Consider the following 14,621-nt stretch of genomic DNA (forward strand, 5'->3'; position numbering starts at 1 on the left):
TAATGTTTCAGCCTTTTTTAATTTATATAACTTTATTGTTATTCTTCTCTATATAAAAACTTTCTGTTAGTCCAAACAGCAAGGATAAAATAGAAAATACAAACCATCCACATTTGCATGAATATGTCTTGAATTTCTAACAAACTTGCTCCTGCTTGGCTTAACGCTAAAAAGCCTTTAACAGCAATGGTACTCGGAAAAAATACTGCCACAACTTTAATCCATAAAGGATAAGCTACAACTGGATATGAAACCCCAGCCATCATTAACGAAGGAATTGAAAAAACGGTAACTACCATAATGGTATCTTCGCGATTTCTAAATAAATTCATTAAAACCATGCCTAAAAAAGTAATGGCCAAAACAACAGGAACTAAGAAAACCATAATTTCAAATAAATTACCCCGTTGCGGAATGGTAAATATATGAAAAACAACTTCTATTCCGAGCAATAACATAAGCATGGATATAACCAAATAAGGCAAGCATCGCCCAATAGTCATAAAGAAATAACCAAATTTCACTTTTGCCATTGCAAAGTTAGAAACAAAGGTTTTTCGCTCGCGCAAAGTTCCGTATAAAACACCCATTCCGGTAAGTTGTAACGTTTGCAGTGCAATAATAATTACAACAGGAATAATGAAAATGGCATAACCCTCGTTTAAGTTATACAATGGGGTTGCATTAATGCTAAACGGCGAGCTCGAAGCAACTGCTTCTTTCATAGGCACCCCACTCATCATCGTTTGTTTTAGCTGAATATCGCCCATATACGCTTGTAAAACGTTAGTAACGGCTTCAAAAGTTTTATCGTAATACAACATATAAGATGCGTCACAATAAATACCAATTGATGGCGAAGTTCCACTTTTTTGAAGATCTTGAGAAAAGTTTTTAGGAATTAAGATAACTCCGTTAACCTTACCTTCTTCAAACAAATACTTTGCTTCTAACAAGCTATTAGCTTCGTACGCAATATCTAAAGATTCTGTTGCATTTAACATGCGCTTCAGCTTCAGCGTTTCGGTTGTTTGATCTTCATCTACAAAAGCAATAGGTAATTTTGTAAATATTTCTGGGCTATATACGTAAGTATAAAAGAAATAGATTAGAACAACAAAAAACATGTAAATTTCTACAACTGCCGAATCTTTAAAAATAAGCTGTGTTTCTTTCTTTGCGGTTTCAAAAATTAAAGAAAGATAACTAAATATTTTTTTAAGCATTATATCCTCCTTTCTTTAATCTTCTGTGATATAATGGTATTCCAATTACACCAAACACAGCAAAAACTGCAAAAGCAATTAAATATCCTTTTTGTGCATCATTAAATGTTACACCACGAACTGCATAATCTACAATAAAACGCATGTACGAGGTAAATGGAAAAACGTAACATAAATATTCTATCATTTTGTACATTCCAAATGCCGGAAATGTATAACCTGCAAACGAAAAAGCTAAAGCTGCATAATCGCCACCAATGGTTAAGGCTGCTCTAAAGCTTGTTGCAATTGAGACTATAAATAACGATATACACTGACAAACAATGACAAAAACAAAAAACAATAAGTTTACACCAAAAAAGCTAGCACGTAAAGGCACGCCATTTTTGTAATACAACAAGCTATTCATAAAAAAGCCTAAAACAAAAAACACAATGGTATAAGGCAATATTTTACCTAAAATAACTACGTAAATATTTCCACCGGCTTGATCTAACAAATCATTTCCTTGTTTGTGTTTTAATACCAAACCAAAGGTATAAACTGAGAAAATGATTATCATAATTTGCAATGCCATGGGCATAAAAGCGATATTTAAATAATAGCCATAATTGGTAAATGGATTATACAAAACGTGTATATCCATATTAATTGGCAAAATAGATTCCATAGCTTGACCAGGAGATAATCCCTTTTGCTCTAATTTTTCGAGTACAACCCCAGCCATAAAAGTTTGAGCTACAGTTTGAAAATCTTTTAAGATAATAGCGCCCGATAAAAGATATTGCCCATTATAAAAGCAAGAAACGGTTGAATTGTTTCCTTTTTGAATATTTTTCTGAAAATCTTTCGGAATAATAATAAAGGCATACGCATCGTTTCTGCGAACCAAACTTTCCCCTTCTAACTCATCGTTTACCGTGTAAGCCAAATCAATAGTTGCGGTTGCATTAAGCATTAAACCCAATTGCCTAGAAATTGGCGTATTGTCTTGATCTAAAATAGCTACGGGAAGTTTAGTAGGTACGCCTTGGCTCATTAAGGATGAATAATAAATAAAAACAAAAAATGGAATACCAAATATAAGCGCCAACAAACGTGGCGAAGAGAAAAGCTTAATCCATTCGTTTTTAAATATATTTAAAAAGTTTTTTATCACAACCAGACGTTTAGTTTAAATTATTTTAAATCTGCTTCATTTACTAAAGCACTCATTCCGGGTCTTAATCCATCTATTTTAGTTACAGGATAAGCTTTGATTAAAAACGTTTTCATATCAAAATCTCCTAAAGATTTGGTTGCATTCCAAGTTGCATAATTTCCTTGAGCAGCCACATATTTTACTTCAAATTCAAATACTTGGTTATCTAAGCCTGGAATCATGGCTTTAAACTTTGTACCCATTTTAAATTTAGAAAGTAAAACTTCTTTTACATTAAAATTCACCCAAATATCTTCTAAATCAACTAAGTTGATAATTGGATAACCCATGTTTACAATTTCTCCGCTATTAGGCATAATGGTTAAAACCTCACCTTTACGAGGCGCCTTAACATGGCCTTCACTTTTTAAAATGTTTACGGCATTTACCACATCTTGTGCTTGGCTAACTTGAGCTTTGGCTGCAACTTTATCTTCTGAACGTGCGCCGCTTTTTACCATATCGTAATTAGCATGAGCCGCACTTTCTGCATTTAATGCAACTTGATATTGCGTATATGCCTGATCGCGTTGTTGTGCAGGCACTACTTTTTCTTTATATAAATTTTCGATACGATCGTATGTTTTTTTAGCTAATTCAGAAGCTGCTTTAGCTTGTTGCCAAAGGTTATAGGTAGCTAAAATTTCTTGTGAACGCGCACCTGCATCAACTTTTTTATTTAAAGCTTCCGCAGCAGTACGTACAGCTTCTACTTGAGCTAATTGCGCATCAATTTCTGGCGTACTAATTACAGCCAACAACTGATCGTTTTCTACAACATCACCTTCTTTAACCAAGATTTGTTCAATTCTACCAGGAATTTTAGATGCTACATTAATTTGTGTAGCTTCTACCTGACCTTGTAAATAAGCAACCGAAGGAGCGCTCATGTACCATAATGAAACTCCTAAAATTACAAGAATTACAAAAACGCCTAATAGCGCATTTATTACTTTATTTTTCATCTTTTTTTAGTTTGTATATTTTAAAAACTCATTACTTTGTCCACTTAATTCTAATAATGTTGCTAAAGAAACGGTATAAGCAAATTTTGCATTTAAGATTAATAGTTTAACCCCAGATAAGTTATTTTCGGCATCAACAACATCAGTTGTAGTTGCTAAGCCTTCAATAAAAGCTAAATTACGCACACGTAAAAGTTCAGTAGCCAGTTCTTCTTGCACTTTTAAGTTACTAATTTCATCTTCACTTTTTTGTAGTGCTTGATAAACTTTTTCAACTAACGTTGCTACATCTTTCTTAGCTTTCGCTTCTAAAAAATCAACACTTTCTCGGGTTGCTTTAGCAGCTTTTAATTCATTCTGACCTTTTAAACCGCTAAAAAGATTGTACGTTACGCCAACACCAACCATCCATGGTCGCTGTTTAGAAGAATCTAATAAACCTAAACCAATTGGATCGTTATGCAACAAAGTTGTTTGCCCAAAAGCAACTACATTAGGGTAATAAATAGCTTGTTTAAGTTTTACCCCTTGATCGGCTAAATCTTTTTGTAAAGCGATTTTTTGCAATTCAGGAAAATTTTCAATCGCACTTTTTTTGTAAAAATCTAAAGGTTGCACATCGATAGCTGTAAAAAAATCGGTGGTTAAAGTTTCATCAATCCCATTCATTTCTAAAGTATTTGCTAAAGCAACGCGTGCTAAAGCTTTATCTTTTTCGGCAGCAAGTACTTCACGATTTGCTTCAGAAACGGCAACATTTGCTAAAAGTTTTTCTACCGGAGCAATAATTCCGTTTTCTTCCAATTTAGTTGCATCATACAAATGTTTTTCCATGCCTTTAAGCACTTGTTTTCGTACCAAGAAAGCCTCGTCCGCCAATTTAACCTGAAAATAACGTTCTGCCAATTCGGTAATTAATCGGTTTTGAGTGCCTACTACATCTTTTTCAGCTATTTCACTTTCAATTGCACCAGCTTTAACAGCTGCATTAATCTTACCTCCTGTAAAAATAGGCCACAAGGCATTAAACCCGGCAAAAGCCATTTCTTTTTTGGTAATTGGTACTTGCCAATCTCCTAAAACATCAGGATTAGGTAATTGCAATAAACCAGCTGCTCCGTTACGAATTGGATTTAAATCAAACCCCAAGCTACGGTCGAAAGCTACGCCTAGCGCGTAAGCGTTTATTGAAGGATAACGCAAGCCTTTAAAAGATTTGGCAGTAAACTTAACGGCTTCGTCTTGTTTATGCACGGCTTTTAAAGAACTATTTTCGTTGTACATTTGGTTGTAGGCATCTGTAAACGAAAGGCTTTGCGCGTTTGCATTTGGGGTTAAGGCAAGTGCTGCTATAACTCCAAATCCAAATTTAAAACATGTATTAAAATACGCCATGTTACTTAAAAATGTTTATAAAATGTGAACTTAATTGATAAAAGGTTATTATATAATCAACCAACGCAAAAAAATATTTGAACAGTATTTGTATTGCGTTGGTTAACTTGTTAAATATAATATAAATATTACAATATTAATTTATTCTGAAACACCTAACATATTTTCAGGATTCAAAATATCATCTAACGCTTCTTTAGTTAAGATATTTTTTTCAATAATTAAATCGTAAACGCTTGCGCCAGTTTCTAAAGCTTCTTTCGCAATTTTTGTTGAATTTTTATAACCAATATAAGGATTTAAGGCAGTAACAATTCCGATGCTATTTAAAACCATTGCTTTACAATGTGCTTCGTTTGCTGTAATTCCATTAATACATTTATCAATCAACGTATCAATTCCACGTACTAATAATTGCACCGATTCTACTACAGAATACATTAAAACCGGCTCCATTACATTTAATTGTAATTGTCCAGCTTCGGCAGCTAATGATACCGTTAAATCGTTACCAATAACTTTAAAACAAACCTGATTCATTACTTCTGGAATTACAGGATTTACTTTACCTGGCATAATAGAAGATCCTGGTTGCATAGCTGGTAAATTAATTTCATTAAATCCGCAACGTGGTCCTGAAGAAAGTAAGCGTAAATCATTACAAATTTTAGAAATTTTAATAGCTAAACCTTTTAAGGCCGAAGAATAGAATACGTAAGGGCTTGTATCAGGAGTTGATTCGATTAAATTTGGTGCTTTTACAAAAGCGCGGTTTGTAATTTCGGCCAAGTTTTTAGCACATAAAGTTGCGTAACCAGGTACTGCGTTTAATCCGGTACCAATTGCAGTTGCTCCCATATTAATAGCTAAAAATTGAATTGAATTAGCATCTAAACGTTTTATTTCGTTTTCAATACTAACAGCATAAGCTTCAAATTCTTGGCCTAACGTCATAGGTACTGCATCTTGCAATTGCGTTCTACCCATTTTAATTACTTGCGCAAATTGAGCTGCTTTAGTTCTAAAAGCACTTGCTAATTGTTTTAAATGCCCAATTAAATCTTCATTATAATAAATTAAAGCAAGTTTAATTGACGTAGGATATGCATCGTTTGTAGATTGTGATAAGTTTACATGATCGTTAGGTGAACAAAACTGATTTTCTCCTTTTTTGTGCCCTAATTTTTCTAACGCAATATTAGCAATTACTTCGTTAATGTTCATGTTGGTCGAAGTTCCTGCTCCGCCCTGAATCATATCAATCGGAAATTGGTTATCGTATGTACCAGCAATTACATCTTTACTTGCTTCAATAATTGCATTGGCAATATTTTGATCTAAAACTCCTAATTCAGCATTTGTTTTAGCTGCTGCCCATTTAACATAAGCCAAAGCTTTAATGAAATTGGGATAATTACTTAACTTTTCGTTTGTAATGTTAAAATTATCCATAGCACGCTGAGTCTGAACCCCATAATATGCATCTTCTGGCACTTGTAAATCGCCAATTAGGTCGTTTTCTATTCTATACATAGTTTTTAAGTTTTTTTTTCATAAAAATACATTTTAATAACGAAAATTAATGGTTTATATTACATTTTATATATGCACGCATAGTATTTTTTATTATATTTACTAGGCTAAAAAACAAACTATGAATTATACTCAAAAAATGCTTCGCGACGATGCGTTACAAGGCAAGGTAATTATTATTACTGGTGGCGGTAGCGGGTTAGGAAAATCGATGACTAAATATTTTTTAGAACTTGGTGCTAAAGTTGCCATTACGTCTAGAAATTTAGAAAAATTACAAAAAACAGCACAAGAATTAGAACAAGAAACTGGTGGAACTTGTTTGGCTTTAGCTTGTGATGTTAGGCATTACGATCAGGTTGAAGCCATGATTGCTGAAACCATTAAAACTTTTGGTCCGGTTGATGTTTTATTAAACAATGCAGCAGGTAATTTTATTTCTCCTACTGAAAGATTATCAGCCAATGCGTTTGACACCATTATTGACATTGTTTTAAAAGGATCTAAGAACTGCACCTTAGCATTAGGTAAACATTGGATTGCAAACAAAGAAACCAATAAAGTTGTTTTAAATATTGTAACTACTTATTCCTGGACCGGATCTGCCTACGTTGTACCATCGGCAACTGCAAAGGCAGGCGTATTAGCCATGACACGTAGTTTAGCAGTAGAATGGGCGAAATACGGCATCAGAATGAATGCTATTGCTCCTGGCCCATTTCCTACAGAAGGTGCTTGGGATAGATTATTACCAGGAAATTTAAAAGACAAATTTGATTTAGCTAAAAAAGTTCCGCTTAACCGCGTAGGCGAACATCAGGAACTTGCAAATTTAGCTGCTTACTTAGTTTCTGACTTTTCAGCTTACATGAACGGAGAAGTTATTACTATTGATGGAGGCGAATGGCTAAAAGGCGCTGGCGAATTTAATATGTTAGAAGAAGTTCCTACTGAACTTTGGGACATGCTTGAAACCATGATTAAAGCCAAAGGCAATAAATAATAAAAAAGCACGGATTTTTACCGTGCTTTTTTATTCACCACAAATCACAGTAATTACAAAGCATTCGCAATGAAGCGGTAAAAATAAATTTATTAACAATACTTTTATATCTTATATTTGAGTTTTTATCATACAATAATAAGTTGTATTTTTACGCATCAAACTTGATTAGAACTAATGGGTAAAATCATTGCAATAGCTAACCAAAAAGGCGGCGTTGGTAAAACAACCACCTCTGTAAACTTAGCTGCTTCATTAGGAGCATTAGAAAAAAAGGTTTTATTAATTGATGCTGACCCGCAAGCAAACGCTAGCTCGGGTTTAGGTATTGATGTAGATAATGTTGAAATTGGTACCTACCAAATTTTAGAGCATTCTAACACCCCAGCCGAAGCTATTTTAACATGTTCTGCTCCCAACGTAGCTATCATTCCTGCACATATTGATTTAGTTGCCATAGAAATTGAATTGGTAGATAAAGAAAACAGAGAATACATGCTTAAACAAGCTTTACAAGCTGTTAAAAACGATTACGATTATATTATAATAGATTGTGCGCCATCTTTAGGTTTGTTAACTTTAAATGCATTAACCGCAGCCGATAGCGTTATTATTCCGATTCAGTGCGAATATTTTGCGTTAGAAGGATTAGGTAAACTTTTAAACACCATTAAAAGCGTACAAAAAATACACAATGCACAATTAGATATTGAAGGTTTACTGCTTACCATGTACGATTCGCGTTTGCGCTTATCCAATCAGGTGGTAGAAGAAGTTCAAAAACATTTTAACGAAATGGTTTTTACAACCATCATTCAACGAAACATTAAGCTAAGTGAAGCTCCTAGTTTTGGTGAAAGCATTATTAATTACGATGCAACCAGCAAAGGCGCAATTAATTACTTAAACTTAGCCGAAGAAATTATTAAAAAAAATAGTAACTAAATAATGAACAAAGCTAAAAAACAAGCTTTAGGACGTGGTTTATCTGCCCTTTTAAAAGATACAAGCACCATTAAATCTGCCGACGAACAAGGAGCAGAACAAGTTGTTGGGCGCATTATGGAAATAGATATTAATGCGATTGAAATTAACCCTTTTCAGCCCAGAACCAATTTTAATGCTGAAGCTTTAGAAGAATTAGCCAATTCTATTCGAGAATTAGGTTTAATTCAGCCCATTACTGTTAGAAAACTAGATTATAACAAATACCAATTAATTTCGGGAGAACGCCGTTTGCGTGCCTCAAAACAAATTGGTTTACAAACCATTCCTGCCTACATTCGCTTAGCTAACGATGACGAATCGTTAACCATGGCATTGGTAGAAAATATTCAACGTCAGGATTTAGATCCTATAGAAATTGCTTTATCGTACCAACAATTAATGCAAGAGCTTAATTTAACGCAAGATGAAGTAAGTACGCGCGTAGGCAAACAACGCTCAACCGTTGCAAACTTTATACGTTTATTAAAATTAGATCCATTAATTCAAACCGGAATTCGTGACGAGTTAATTACCATGGGACACGGTAGAGCGTTAATTAGCGTTGAAGATACCGATACGCAAATCGATTTGTATTACACCGTAATTAAAAACAACTTATCGGTACGTGAAACCGAAGCCCTAGTTAAAGCGCATCAAAACAAAACAGCAGATAAACCGGTTACAAATCAGGCTCCTACTTCATTCGAAATCAACGAAAATATTAAAAATAACATAAATAAATATTTTAGTACAAAAGTTGATGTTAAATTAGCCAAAAATGGAAAAGGTAAAATTTCGATTCCATTTCATTCTGAGGAAGATTTTAATCGAATAATGAAAATAATGAACATCAGTGAATAATTGTTTTAAAATAATAGTAAGGCTTTTTTTTATAGGTTGTTGCCAAAATATGGTTGCTCAAACAAACAATGAGCAACCAATTTTAATTATAAAAGACAGCCTGCAAGTAGATCAGCCTTATAATGCGTTAGCCCCTGCTAAAGCAGCTTTTTACTCGGCCGTTTTACCAGGTTTAGGACAAGCATACAATAAAAAATACTGGAAAATTCCTATTATTTATGCCGGAATGGGCGTAAGCTTGTATTTTGTGATTGACAATAACAAAACCTACAACCAGCATCGTGACGAATACAAACGCAGGTTAAATGGCACCAACGATCCGAACGATCCGTTTTATGGTGGCATTTCAAACCAACGCATCATTGATGCGCAACGTTTGGCACAACGAAATCGAGATTTATCTATCGTAATTACCGGTTTAATTTACATTATTAACATTGTTGATGCTAATGTAGATGCGCATTTAATGCAGTTTAACGTGAACGAAAACTTAAGTTTAAAACCCGAATACAAACTAAACCAATTTGATAACACGCACAATTATGGGCTTAGTTTAAATTATAAATTTTAATACAATGAAAATTGCACTTTTAGGATACGGAAAAATGGGTAAAGTAATTGAACGAATTGCTTTAGAACGAGGCCATGAAATTGCATTCATTAAAGCTTCTGCCAACGACAGCTTTAACGGGTTAGAAAAAGTTGATGTAGCCATTGATTTTTCTGTACCAAGCTCGGCGGTAGAAAACATTAGCACGTGCTTTAAAAATAACATTCCCGTAATTTCTGGTACCACAGGTTGGCTAGAACATTATAACGATATGGTTGCTTTAGCCAAACAAACAAACGGTGCCTTTATATATGGGTCTAATTTTAGTTTGGGCGTAAACATCTTTTTTCAGTTAAACGAATATTTAGCGAAAATGATGGCTAACTTAACCCAATATAACGTAGCGATAGAAGAAATTCATCACACCCAAAAATTAGATGCACCATCTGGAACTGCCATTTCATTAGCAGAAGGCATCATGCAACATTCAAAATTTGATGCTTGGACCATGGAAAAACCGAAAAGCAACGAAATAGAAATTGAAGCCAAACGCATCGAAAATGTTCCGGGTACACATATTATTAAATACCAATCTGAAGTTGATACCATTGAAATTGAACACATTGCGCATTCTCGCGAAGGATTTGCTCTAGGAGCTGTAGTTGCTGCTGAGTGGATTTTAGGAAAAAAAGGCGTATTTACAATGAAAGATGTATTAAATTTAAACTCGATCTAAAAAACTTACTATAAATTATGACAATTTTACAATGGTTCATTTTTTTCTTGGTTATCCAATTGTTACATTTTTTGGGAACCTGGAAACTTTACGAAAAAGCAGGCCGTAAACCTTGGGAAGCTGCCGTACCCGTTTACAATGCAGTTGTTTTAATGAAAATTATTGACCGCCCAAAATGGTGGACCATTTTACTTTTCATTCCTATAATTAACTTAATTTTATTCGGTGTTATTTGGGTAGAAATAGCAAAAGCTTTTGGTAAAAAAGAAGTTTCTCAGGCTGTAATTGCAGTTGTAACTTTAGGTTTTTATAATTTTTACTTAAATTATTTTGATAAAAACTTGGTTTACACCCCAGAGAAAAATCACAAATTTAAAGACAATTTTGTAAGTTCTTTATTATTTGCTGTGGTGGTTGCAACCTTTGTACATACGTATTTTATTCAACCATTTACCATTCCAACTTCATCTTTAGAAAAAACATTATTAGTTGGCGATTTTTTATTCGTTTCTAAGTTTCATTACGGTGCTCGTAATCCAATGACAACCGTTGCTGTGCCAATGGTTCATGATACCGTTCCGGTAGTAAACACCAAATCCTACTTAAAATGGCCTTCGTTGCCGTATTTCAGATTACCTGGAATTTCTAAATTAGAACGTAACGATATTGCAGTATTTAACTGGCCGGTAGATACCGTTCGTTATTTTGGTGATACCGAAGCGCACGGCATCATAAAACCGATTGATAAAAAATCGAATTATGTAAAACGTACCGTAGGTATTCCTGGTGATAAATTTGCTATTAAAGATGGTATTGTTTACGTAAATGGCGAAGCTTTACAATATCCAGATCGTACCAAATTACAATATTCATATACAGCAAAAACAGACGGAACAGCTTTAGATGGCGATTATATTGTTAATAAGCTGCATGTTAGTGATCCTGCCGGATATGTAACTAAAGACAGCCTTATTTTTTCTGCTTTAACTCAAGAATCGGTAGAAGCTTTAAAAGCTTTATCAGCTGTAAAATCGGTAGATCGAATTATAAAACGCTATCCAGATCCTCGCGTTTTTCCTTACACAAATGTTTGGAATGACGACCAAATGGATGAATTTTACATTCCAGAAAAAGGTAAAACGGTAGAATTAAATGCTAAAACCATTCCGTATTACCGCCAAATTATTAAAGATTACGAAGGAAACACGTTAACCGAAATTGGTGACGAAATTAGAATTAATGGCGTACCAACAACTAAATATACGTTTAAGCAAGATTATTATTTTATGATGGGTGATAACCGTCATAACTCCGAAGATAGTAGATATTGGGGCTTTGTACCAGAAGATCATATAGTAGGTAAACCTATTTTTATTTGGATGAGCATCGACAGCAATCCTAATTTAAAATTACTCGATAAAATGCGTTGGGATCGCTTTTTTACCACAGTAAGCGGTAGCGGCGAACCAAAATCGTACTTCGGTATTTTTATCATTGCTTTATTAGGTTATTTTACTTTTGATTTTTTTAGAAAAAGAAAGAAAAACGCGCGACGAAAGAAAACGTTACGAATAAAAACAAGAACGACTGCAAACGCAGTCGTTTTTATTTAAATAAAAATGTAATTTTGAACCATAAATAACAACTATGAATTCAATACTATTACATCCTACGTATTTTCCATCTGTTGCACATTATGTAGCAATGGTTCAGGCACAACAGGTGCAATTTGAAGTAGATGATAACTTTCAGAAACAAACCAATCGCAATCGCATGTACATTTATAGTCCAAACGGAATACAAATGTTAAACATTCCTATTAAACACAGCGTTGGTAAGCATCAAAAGTTTAAAGATGTAAAAATTGAAAATGATTTTGATTGGCAAAAAAACCATTTTAAATCGTTAGAAGCTGCCTACCGTACTTCACCTTTTTTTGAATATTTTGAAGACGATTTTAGACCGATTTTTGAAAAGAAAAAGAAATTCATGCTCGATTTAAATTTCGAAATTTTCGATATCATAAACAACTGCTTAGGTGTTAGTTTTGACTTTACTAAAACCGAAGAATATTTTAAAGAAGCTCCTGCAAACGTACACGATTATCGCTATTTAGTAAATGGTAAAAAAGATACTAATGTGTTTGAATCGTACACCCAAGTTTTTGATGACAAACACGGTTTTTTAAACAACTTAAGCATTATAGATTTACTTTGTAATGAAGGACGCCATGCGTTAACCTATTTACAAAATCAAAAATTAAAATAAAATTTTCATACTTAGCTTAAATTCTGTAAATTAATAGAACATAATTTATTGGCTATTCCGTATCAAATAAATTAAATCCAATTACAAATTAAAAGCATAAAGTATGAAAAGATTAGAAAACAAAGTTGCCATTATTACTGGCGCAGCCATGGGTATGGGTCTAGAAACTGCTAAGTTATTTGCCGAAGAAGGAGCCAAAGTTGTAGTTGCTGATTTTAATGAAAAAGCAGGACAAGAAGCTGTTGATGCAATTGTAAAAAATGGCGGAACTGCCGCATTTTGCAAAGTAGATATTTCTGATGCAAAACAGGTGGAAAATATGGTAAAGTTTACGGTTGAAAAATATGGTAGATTAGATTGTGCAGTAAACAACGCAGCTTTAAAACCCGATAACAATAGCTTTGCTGAATTAGACGAAGATTATTGGGACAAATTACAAGCGGTAGATTTAAAAGGTACTGCCTTATGCATGAAATATGAAATTCAGCAATTTTTGACTCAAAAAACTAAAGGAGCCATTGTAAACATTTCATCTATCAATGCGTTTAAACCAACCACCGGAAACCCAGCATACCAAGCCTTTAAACATGGCGTTGTTGGTTTAACCAAAGCTGCAGCGTTTGAATATGGTACGCAAGGTATTCGCATCAATTCAGTTGCTCCTGGAGCAATAAAAACACCAATGCTAACCGAATCTTTAAAAGGTTTGGGCTTAACAGAAGCCGATATCATTCCTTCTATGAGCTTAGTTGGACGTTTGGGTGAACCGCGTGAAGTTGCTTATGGATCGTTATTTTTATGTTCTGACGAAGCAAGTTATGTACACGGAACCGTTTTACACGTGGGCGGTGGTTTTGAATTATTATAATAAAACAATCATAAATAAAAAGAAGACCATTATTGGTCTTCTTTTTTTATTTTAAAACGAGCATAAACAGGATAATGATCTGATTTTTTAAAATCATTAAATGTAGTGAACTCCTTTAGTTGTAAATTTTTGTCTGTTAAAATATAATCGATTCGGAAAGGAAATAATCTGAAATCATACGATTTACCAAATCCTTTGCCTGCCTCAACAAACGCATCGTTTAAATCGCCACGAATGGTATGATATGCGTATGAAAATGCACTGTTATTCATATCACCAGTAATAATAACCGGATGTAAAATGTTTTGCCGGTGGTTTAAAATATTTTCGGCTTGTTCTTGTTGTTCTAAAAAGGCCGTTTGAACTTTTTTAAAGATGCGCTTCGATTTATTTTCGTCCAACTTATCAACTTCCTCATTAATATCATTAGCAATTCCTAAAGATTCTAGATGCATGGTATAAATTCGAATTACCTGATCTTGAACTTTTATATCAGCATAAATGGTATTGTTAAAGGTATTTTTAAAATCTAAATTTCCTTTATTCACAATAGGATGTTTTGAAAAAATTGCCAAACCCGATTCTATATTTTTGCCTTTAGTAACCACGTGCCTGTATTTGTATTGTGGCAAAATATCTTTTTTTAAAGAAGTAAATTCTTGCAAACAAACAACATCAGGGTTTACTTGCTGAATAAATGTTTTTATGGCCTGGCTTACCTCTTTATCCGGCATCCAATCGTACTTGTTAAACAAATGTACATTGTAGCTTAAAATAGAAATATCGCTTTGTTCTGGCAATTCATTTAAATCGCCAAACTTATAAAACAACTTAAAAAAAGGAAGACCAATAAGTAAAATAATAAAAGAAAGACAAACTTGTTTTTTAAGCTGAAAAGCCCAGTAAAAAAAAAAACAAAAAGTTAAGCAACAATAAAATAGGCAAACCTAAGGTTAAAACCGAAAGAATGGGAATTTTTTTAGGTGCAATATAAGGCAGCACAAATCCTACCAACATTATTAATGCAA

14 protein-coding genes are annotated in these 14,621 nt (G+C 33.7%); 8 read left to right on the forward strand and 6 right to left on the reverse strand.

Going from position 1 to position 14,621, the window contains the following annotated elements; all coding sequences use genetic code 11:
• Positions 1-38 precede the first annotated feature (38 nt).
• The 5 genes from K5I29_RS07005 to aspA all read right to left on the reverse strand — a co-directional run bounded on the left by K5I29_RS07005 (position 39) and on the right by aspA (position 6,320).
• Positions 39-1,226: an ABC transporter permease gene (locus tag K5I29_RS07005; RefSeq protein ID WP_264431947.1), complete on the reverse strand. Its 1,188-nt coding sequence runs from the start codon at positions 1,224-1,226 to the stop codon at positions 39-41.
• Entirely contained in the window at positions 1,219-2,385 is a 1,167-nt protein-coding gene (locus tag K5I29_RS07010) for an ABC transporter permease (protein ID WP_264431948.1), read from the reverse strand. Before K5I29_RS07010 ends, K5I29_RS07005 begins: the two co-directional genes overlap by 8 nt.
• A gap of 20 nt (positions 2,386-2,405) precedes the next feature.
• Positions 2,406-3,392: an HlyD family secretion protein gene (locus tag K5I29_RS07015; protein ID WP_264431949.1), complete on the reverse strand. Its 987-nt coding sequence runs from the start codon at positions 3,390-3,392 to the stop codon at positions 2,406-2,408.
• A 6-nt stretch (positions 3,393-3,398) separates the two neighbouring features.
• Positions 3,399-4,787 carry a TolC family protein gene (locus tag K5I29_RS07020; RefSeq protein WP_264431951.1) on the reverse strand — a complete coding sequence of 463 codons (1,389 nt, stop codon included), beginning with the start codon at positions 4,785-4,787 and terminating at the stop codon, positions 3,399-3,401.
• 141 nt (positions 4,788-4,928) lie between these two features.
• The gene (aspA, locus tag K5I29_RS07025) at positions 4,929-6,320 is read right to left on the reverse strand and encodes an aspartate ammonia-lyase (RefSeq protein ID WP_264431952.1); all 1,392 of its coding nucleotides are present in this window, start codon (positions 6,318-6,320) and stop codon (positions 4,929-4,931) included.
• 121 nt (positions 6,321-6,441) lie between these two features.
• Here aspA and K5I29_RS07030 point away from each other — a divergent pair, with 121 nt between their 5' ends.
• The 8 genes from K5I29_RS07030 (at position 6,442) to K5I29_RS07065 (ending at position 13,593) form a co-directional block, all read left to right on the forward strand.
• Positions 6,442-7,323, forward strand: a complete 882-nt coding sequence (locus tag K5I29_RS07030; protein WP_264431953.1) for an SDR family oxidoreductase — start codon at positions 6,442-6,444, stop codon at positions 7,321-7,323.
• A 177-nt stretch (positions 7,324-7,500) separates the two neighbouring features.
• Positions 7,501-8,268 (forward strand): ParA family protein, encoded by a 768-nt coding sequence (locus K5I29_RS07035; protein ID WP_264431954.1) that lies wholly within the window; start codon positions 7,501-7,503, stop codon positions 8,266-8,268.
• A gap of 3 nt (positions 8,269-8,271) precedes the next feature.
• Positions 8,272-9,171: a ParB/RepB/Spo0J family partition protein gene (locus K5I29_RS07040; protein WP_264431957.1), complete on the forward strand. Its 900-nt coding sequence runs from the start codon at positions 8,272-8,274 to the stop codon at positions 9,169-9,171.
• Between the two features lie 49 nt (positions 9,172-9,220).
• The gene (locus K5I29_RS07045; protein WP_264431959.1) at positions 9,221-9,742 is read left to right on the forward strand and encodes a DUF5683 domain-containing protein; all 522 of its coding nucleotides are present in this window, start codon (positions 9,221-9,223) and stop codon (positions 9,740-9,742) included.
• A gap of 4 nt (positions 9,743-9,746) precedes the next feature.
• A complete protein-coding gene (dapB, locus tag K5I29_RS07050; RefSeq protein ID WP_264431960.1) occupies positions 9,747-10,457 on the forward strand; it encodes a 4-hydroxy-tetrahydrodipicolinate reductase in 711 nt (236 codons plus the stop codon).
• A gap of 17 nt (positions 10,458-10,474) precedes the next feature.
• Positions 10,475-12,070 carry a signal peptidase I gene (gene lepB, locus K5I29_RS07055; RefSeq protein WP_264431962.1) on the forward strand — a complete coding sequence of 532 codons (1,596 nt, stop codon included), beginning with the start codon at positions 10,475-10,477 and terminating at the stop codon, positions 12,068-12,070.
• Between the two features lie 34 nt (positions 12,071-12,104).
• Positions 12,105-12,725 carry a WbqC family protein gene (locus tag K5I29_RS07060; RefSeq protein WP_264431963.1) on the forward strand — a complete coding sequence of 207 codons (621 nt, stop codon included), beginning with the start codon at positions 12,105-12,107 and terminating at the stop codon, positions 12,723-12,725.
• A 103-nt stretch (positions 12,726-12,828) separates the two neighbouring features.
• On the forward strand, positions 12,829-13,593 hold the full coding sequence (locus tag K5I29_RS07065; protein ID WP_264431966.1) for an SDR family NAD(P)-dependent oxidoreductase: 765 nt from the start codon (positions 12,829-12,831) through the stop codon (positions 13,591-13,593).
• Between the two features lie 29 nt (positions 13,594-13,622).
• On the opposite strand, the gene K5I29_RS07070 is transcribed toward K5I29_RS07065, so the two are convergent.
• Positions 13,623-14,423, reverse strand: a complete 801-nt coding sequence (locus tag K5I29_RS07070; RefSeq protein ID WP_264431969.1) for an endonuclease/exonuclease/phosphatase family protein — start codon at positions 14,421-14,423, stop codon at positions 13,623-13,625.
• Positions 14,424-14,621 lie beyond the last annotated feature (198 nt).

The sequence above is a fragment of the Flavobacterium agricola genome, assembly GCF_025919725.1.
Lineage (GTDB): Bacteria > Bacteroidota > Bacteroidia > Flavobacteriales > Flavobacteriaceae > Flavobacterium > Flavobacterium agricola.

Excerpts from the sequence above, each read along its gene's own strand:
- K5I29_RS07005 (WP_264431947.1), bottom strand. The coding sequence starts at position 1,226 with ATGCTTAAAAAAATATTTAGTTATCTTTCTTTAATTTTTGAAACCGCA.
- K5I29_RS07040 (WP_264431957.1), top strand. The coding sequence starts at position 8,272 with ATGAACAAAGCTAAAAAACAAGCTTTAGGACGTGGTTTATCTGCCCTT.
- K5I29_RS07035 (WP_264431954.1), top strand. The coding sequence starts at position 7,501 with ATGGGTAAAATCATTGCAATAGCTAACCAAAAAGGCGGCGTTGGTAAA.
- lepB (WP_264431962.1), top strand. The coding sequence starts at position 10,475 with ATGACAATTTTACAATGGTTCATTTTTTTCTTGGTTATCCAATTGTTA.
- dapB (WP_264431960.1), top strand. The coding sequence starts at position 9,747 with ATGAAAATTGCACTTTTAGGATACGGAAAAATGGGTAAAGTAATTGAA.
- K5I29_RS07030 (WP_264431953.1), top strand. The coding sequence starts at position 6,442 with ATGAATTATACTCAAAAAATGCTTCGCGACGATGCGTTACAAGGCAAG.
- aspA (WP_264431952.1), bottom strand. The coding sequence starts at position 6,320 with ATGTATAGAATAGAAAACGACCTAATTGGCGATTTACAAGTGCCAGAA.
- K5I29_RS07060 (WP_264431963.1), top strand. The coding sequence starts at position 12,105 with ATGAATTCAATACTATTACATCCTACGTATTTTCCATCTGTTGCACAT.
- K5I29_RS07065 (WP_264431966.1), top strand. The coding sequence starts at position 12,829 with ATGAAAAGATTAGAAAACAAAGTTGCCATTATTACTGGCGCAGCCATG.
- K5I29_RS07015 (WP_264431949.1), bottom strand. The coding sequence starts at position 3,392 with ATGAAAAATAAAGTAATAAATGCGCTATTAGGCGTTTTTGTAATTCTT.
- K5I29_RS07045 (WP_264431959.1), top strand. The coding sequence starts at position 9,221 with ATGGTTGCTCAAACAAACAATGAGCAACCAATTTTAATTATAAAAGAC.
- K5I29_RS07020 (WP_264431951.1), bottom strand. The coding sequence starts at position 4,787 with ATGGCGTATTTTAATACATGTTTTAAATTTGGATTTGGAGTTATAGCA.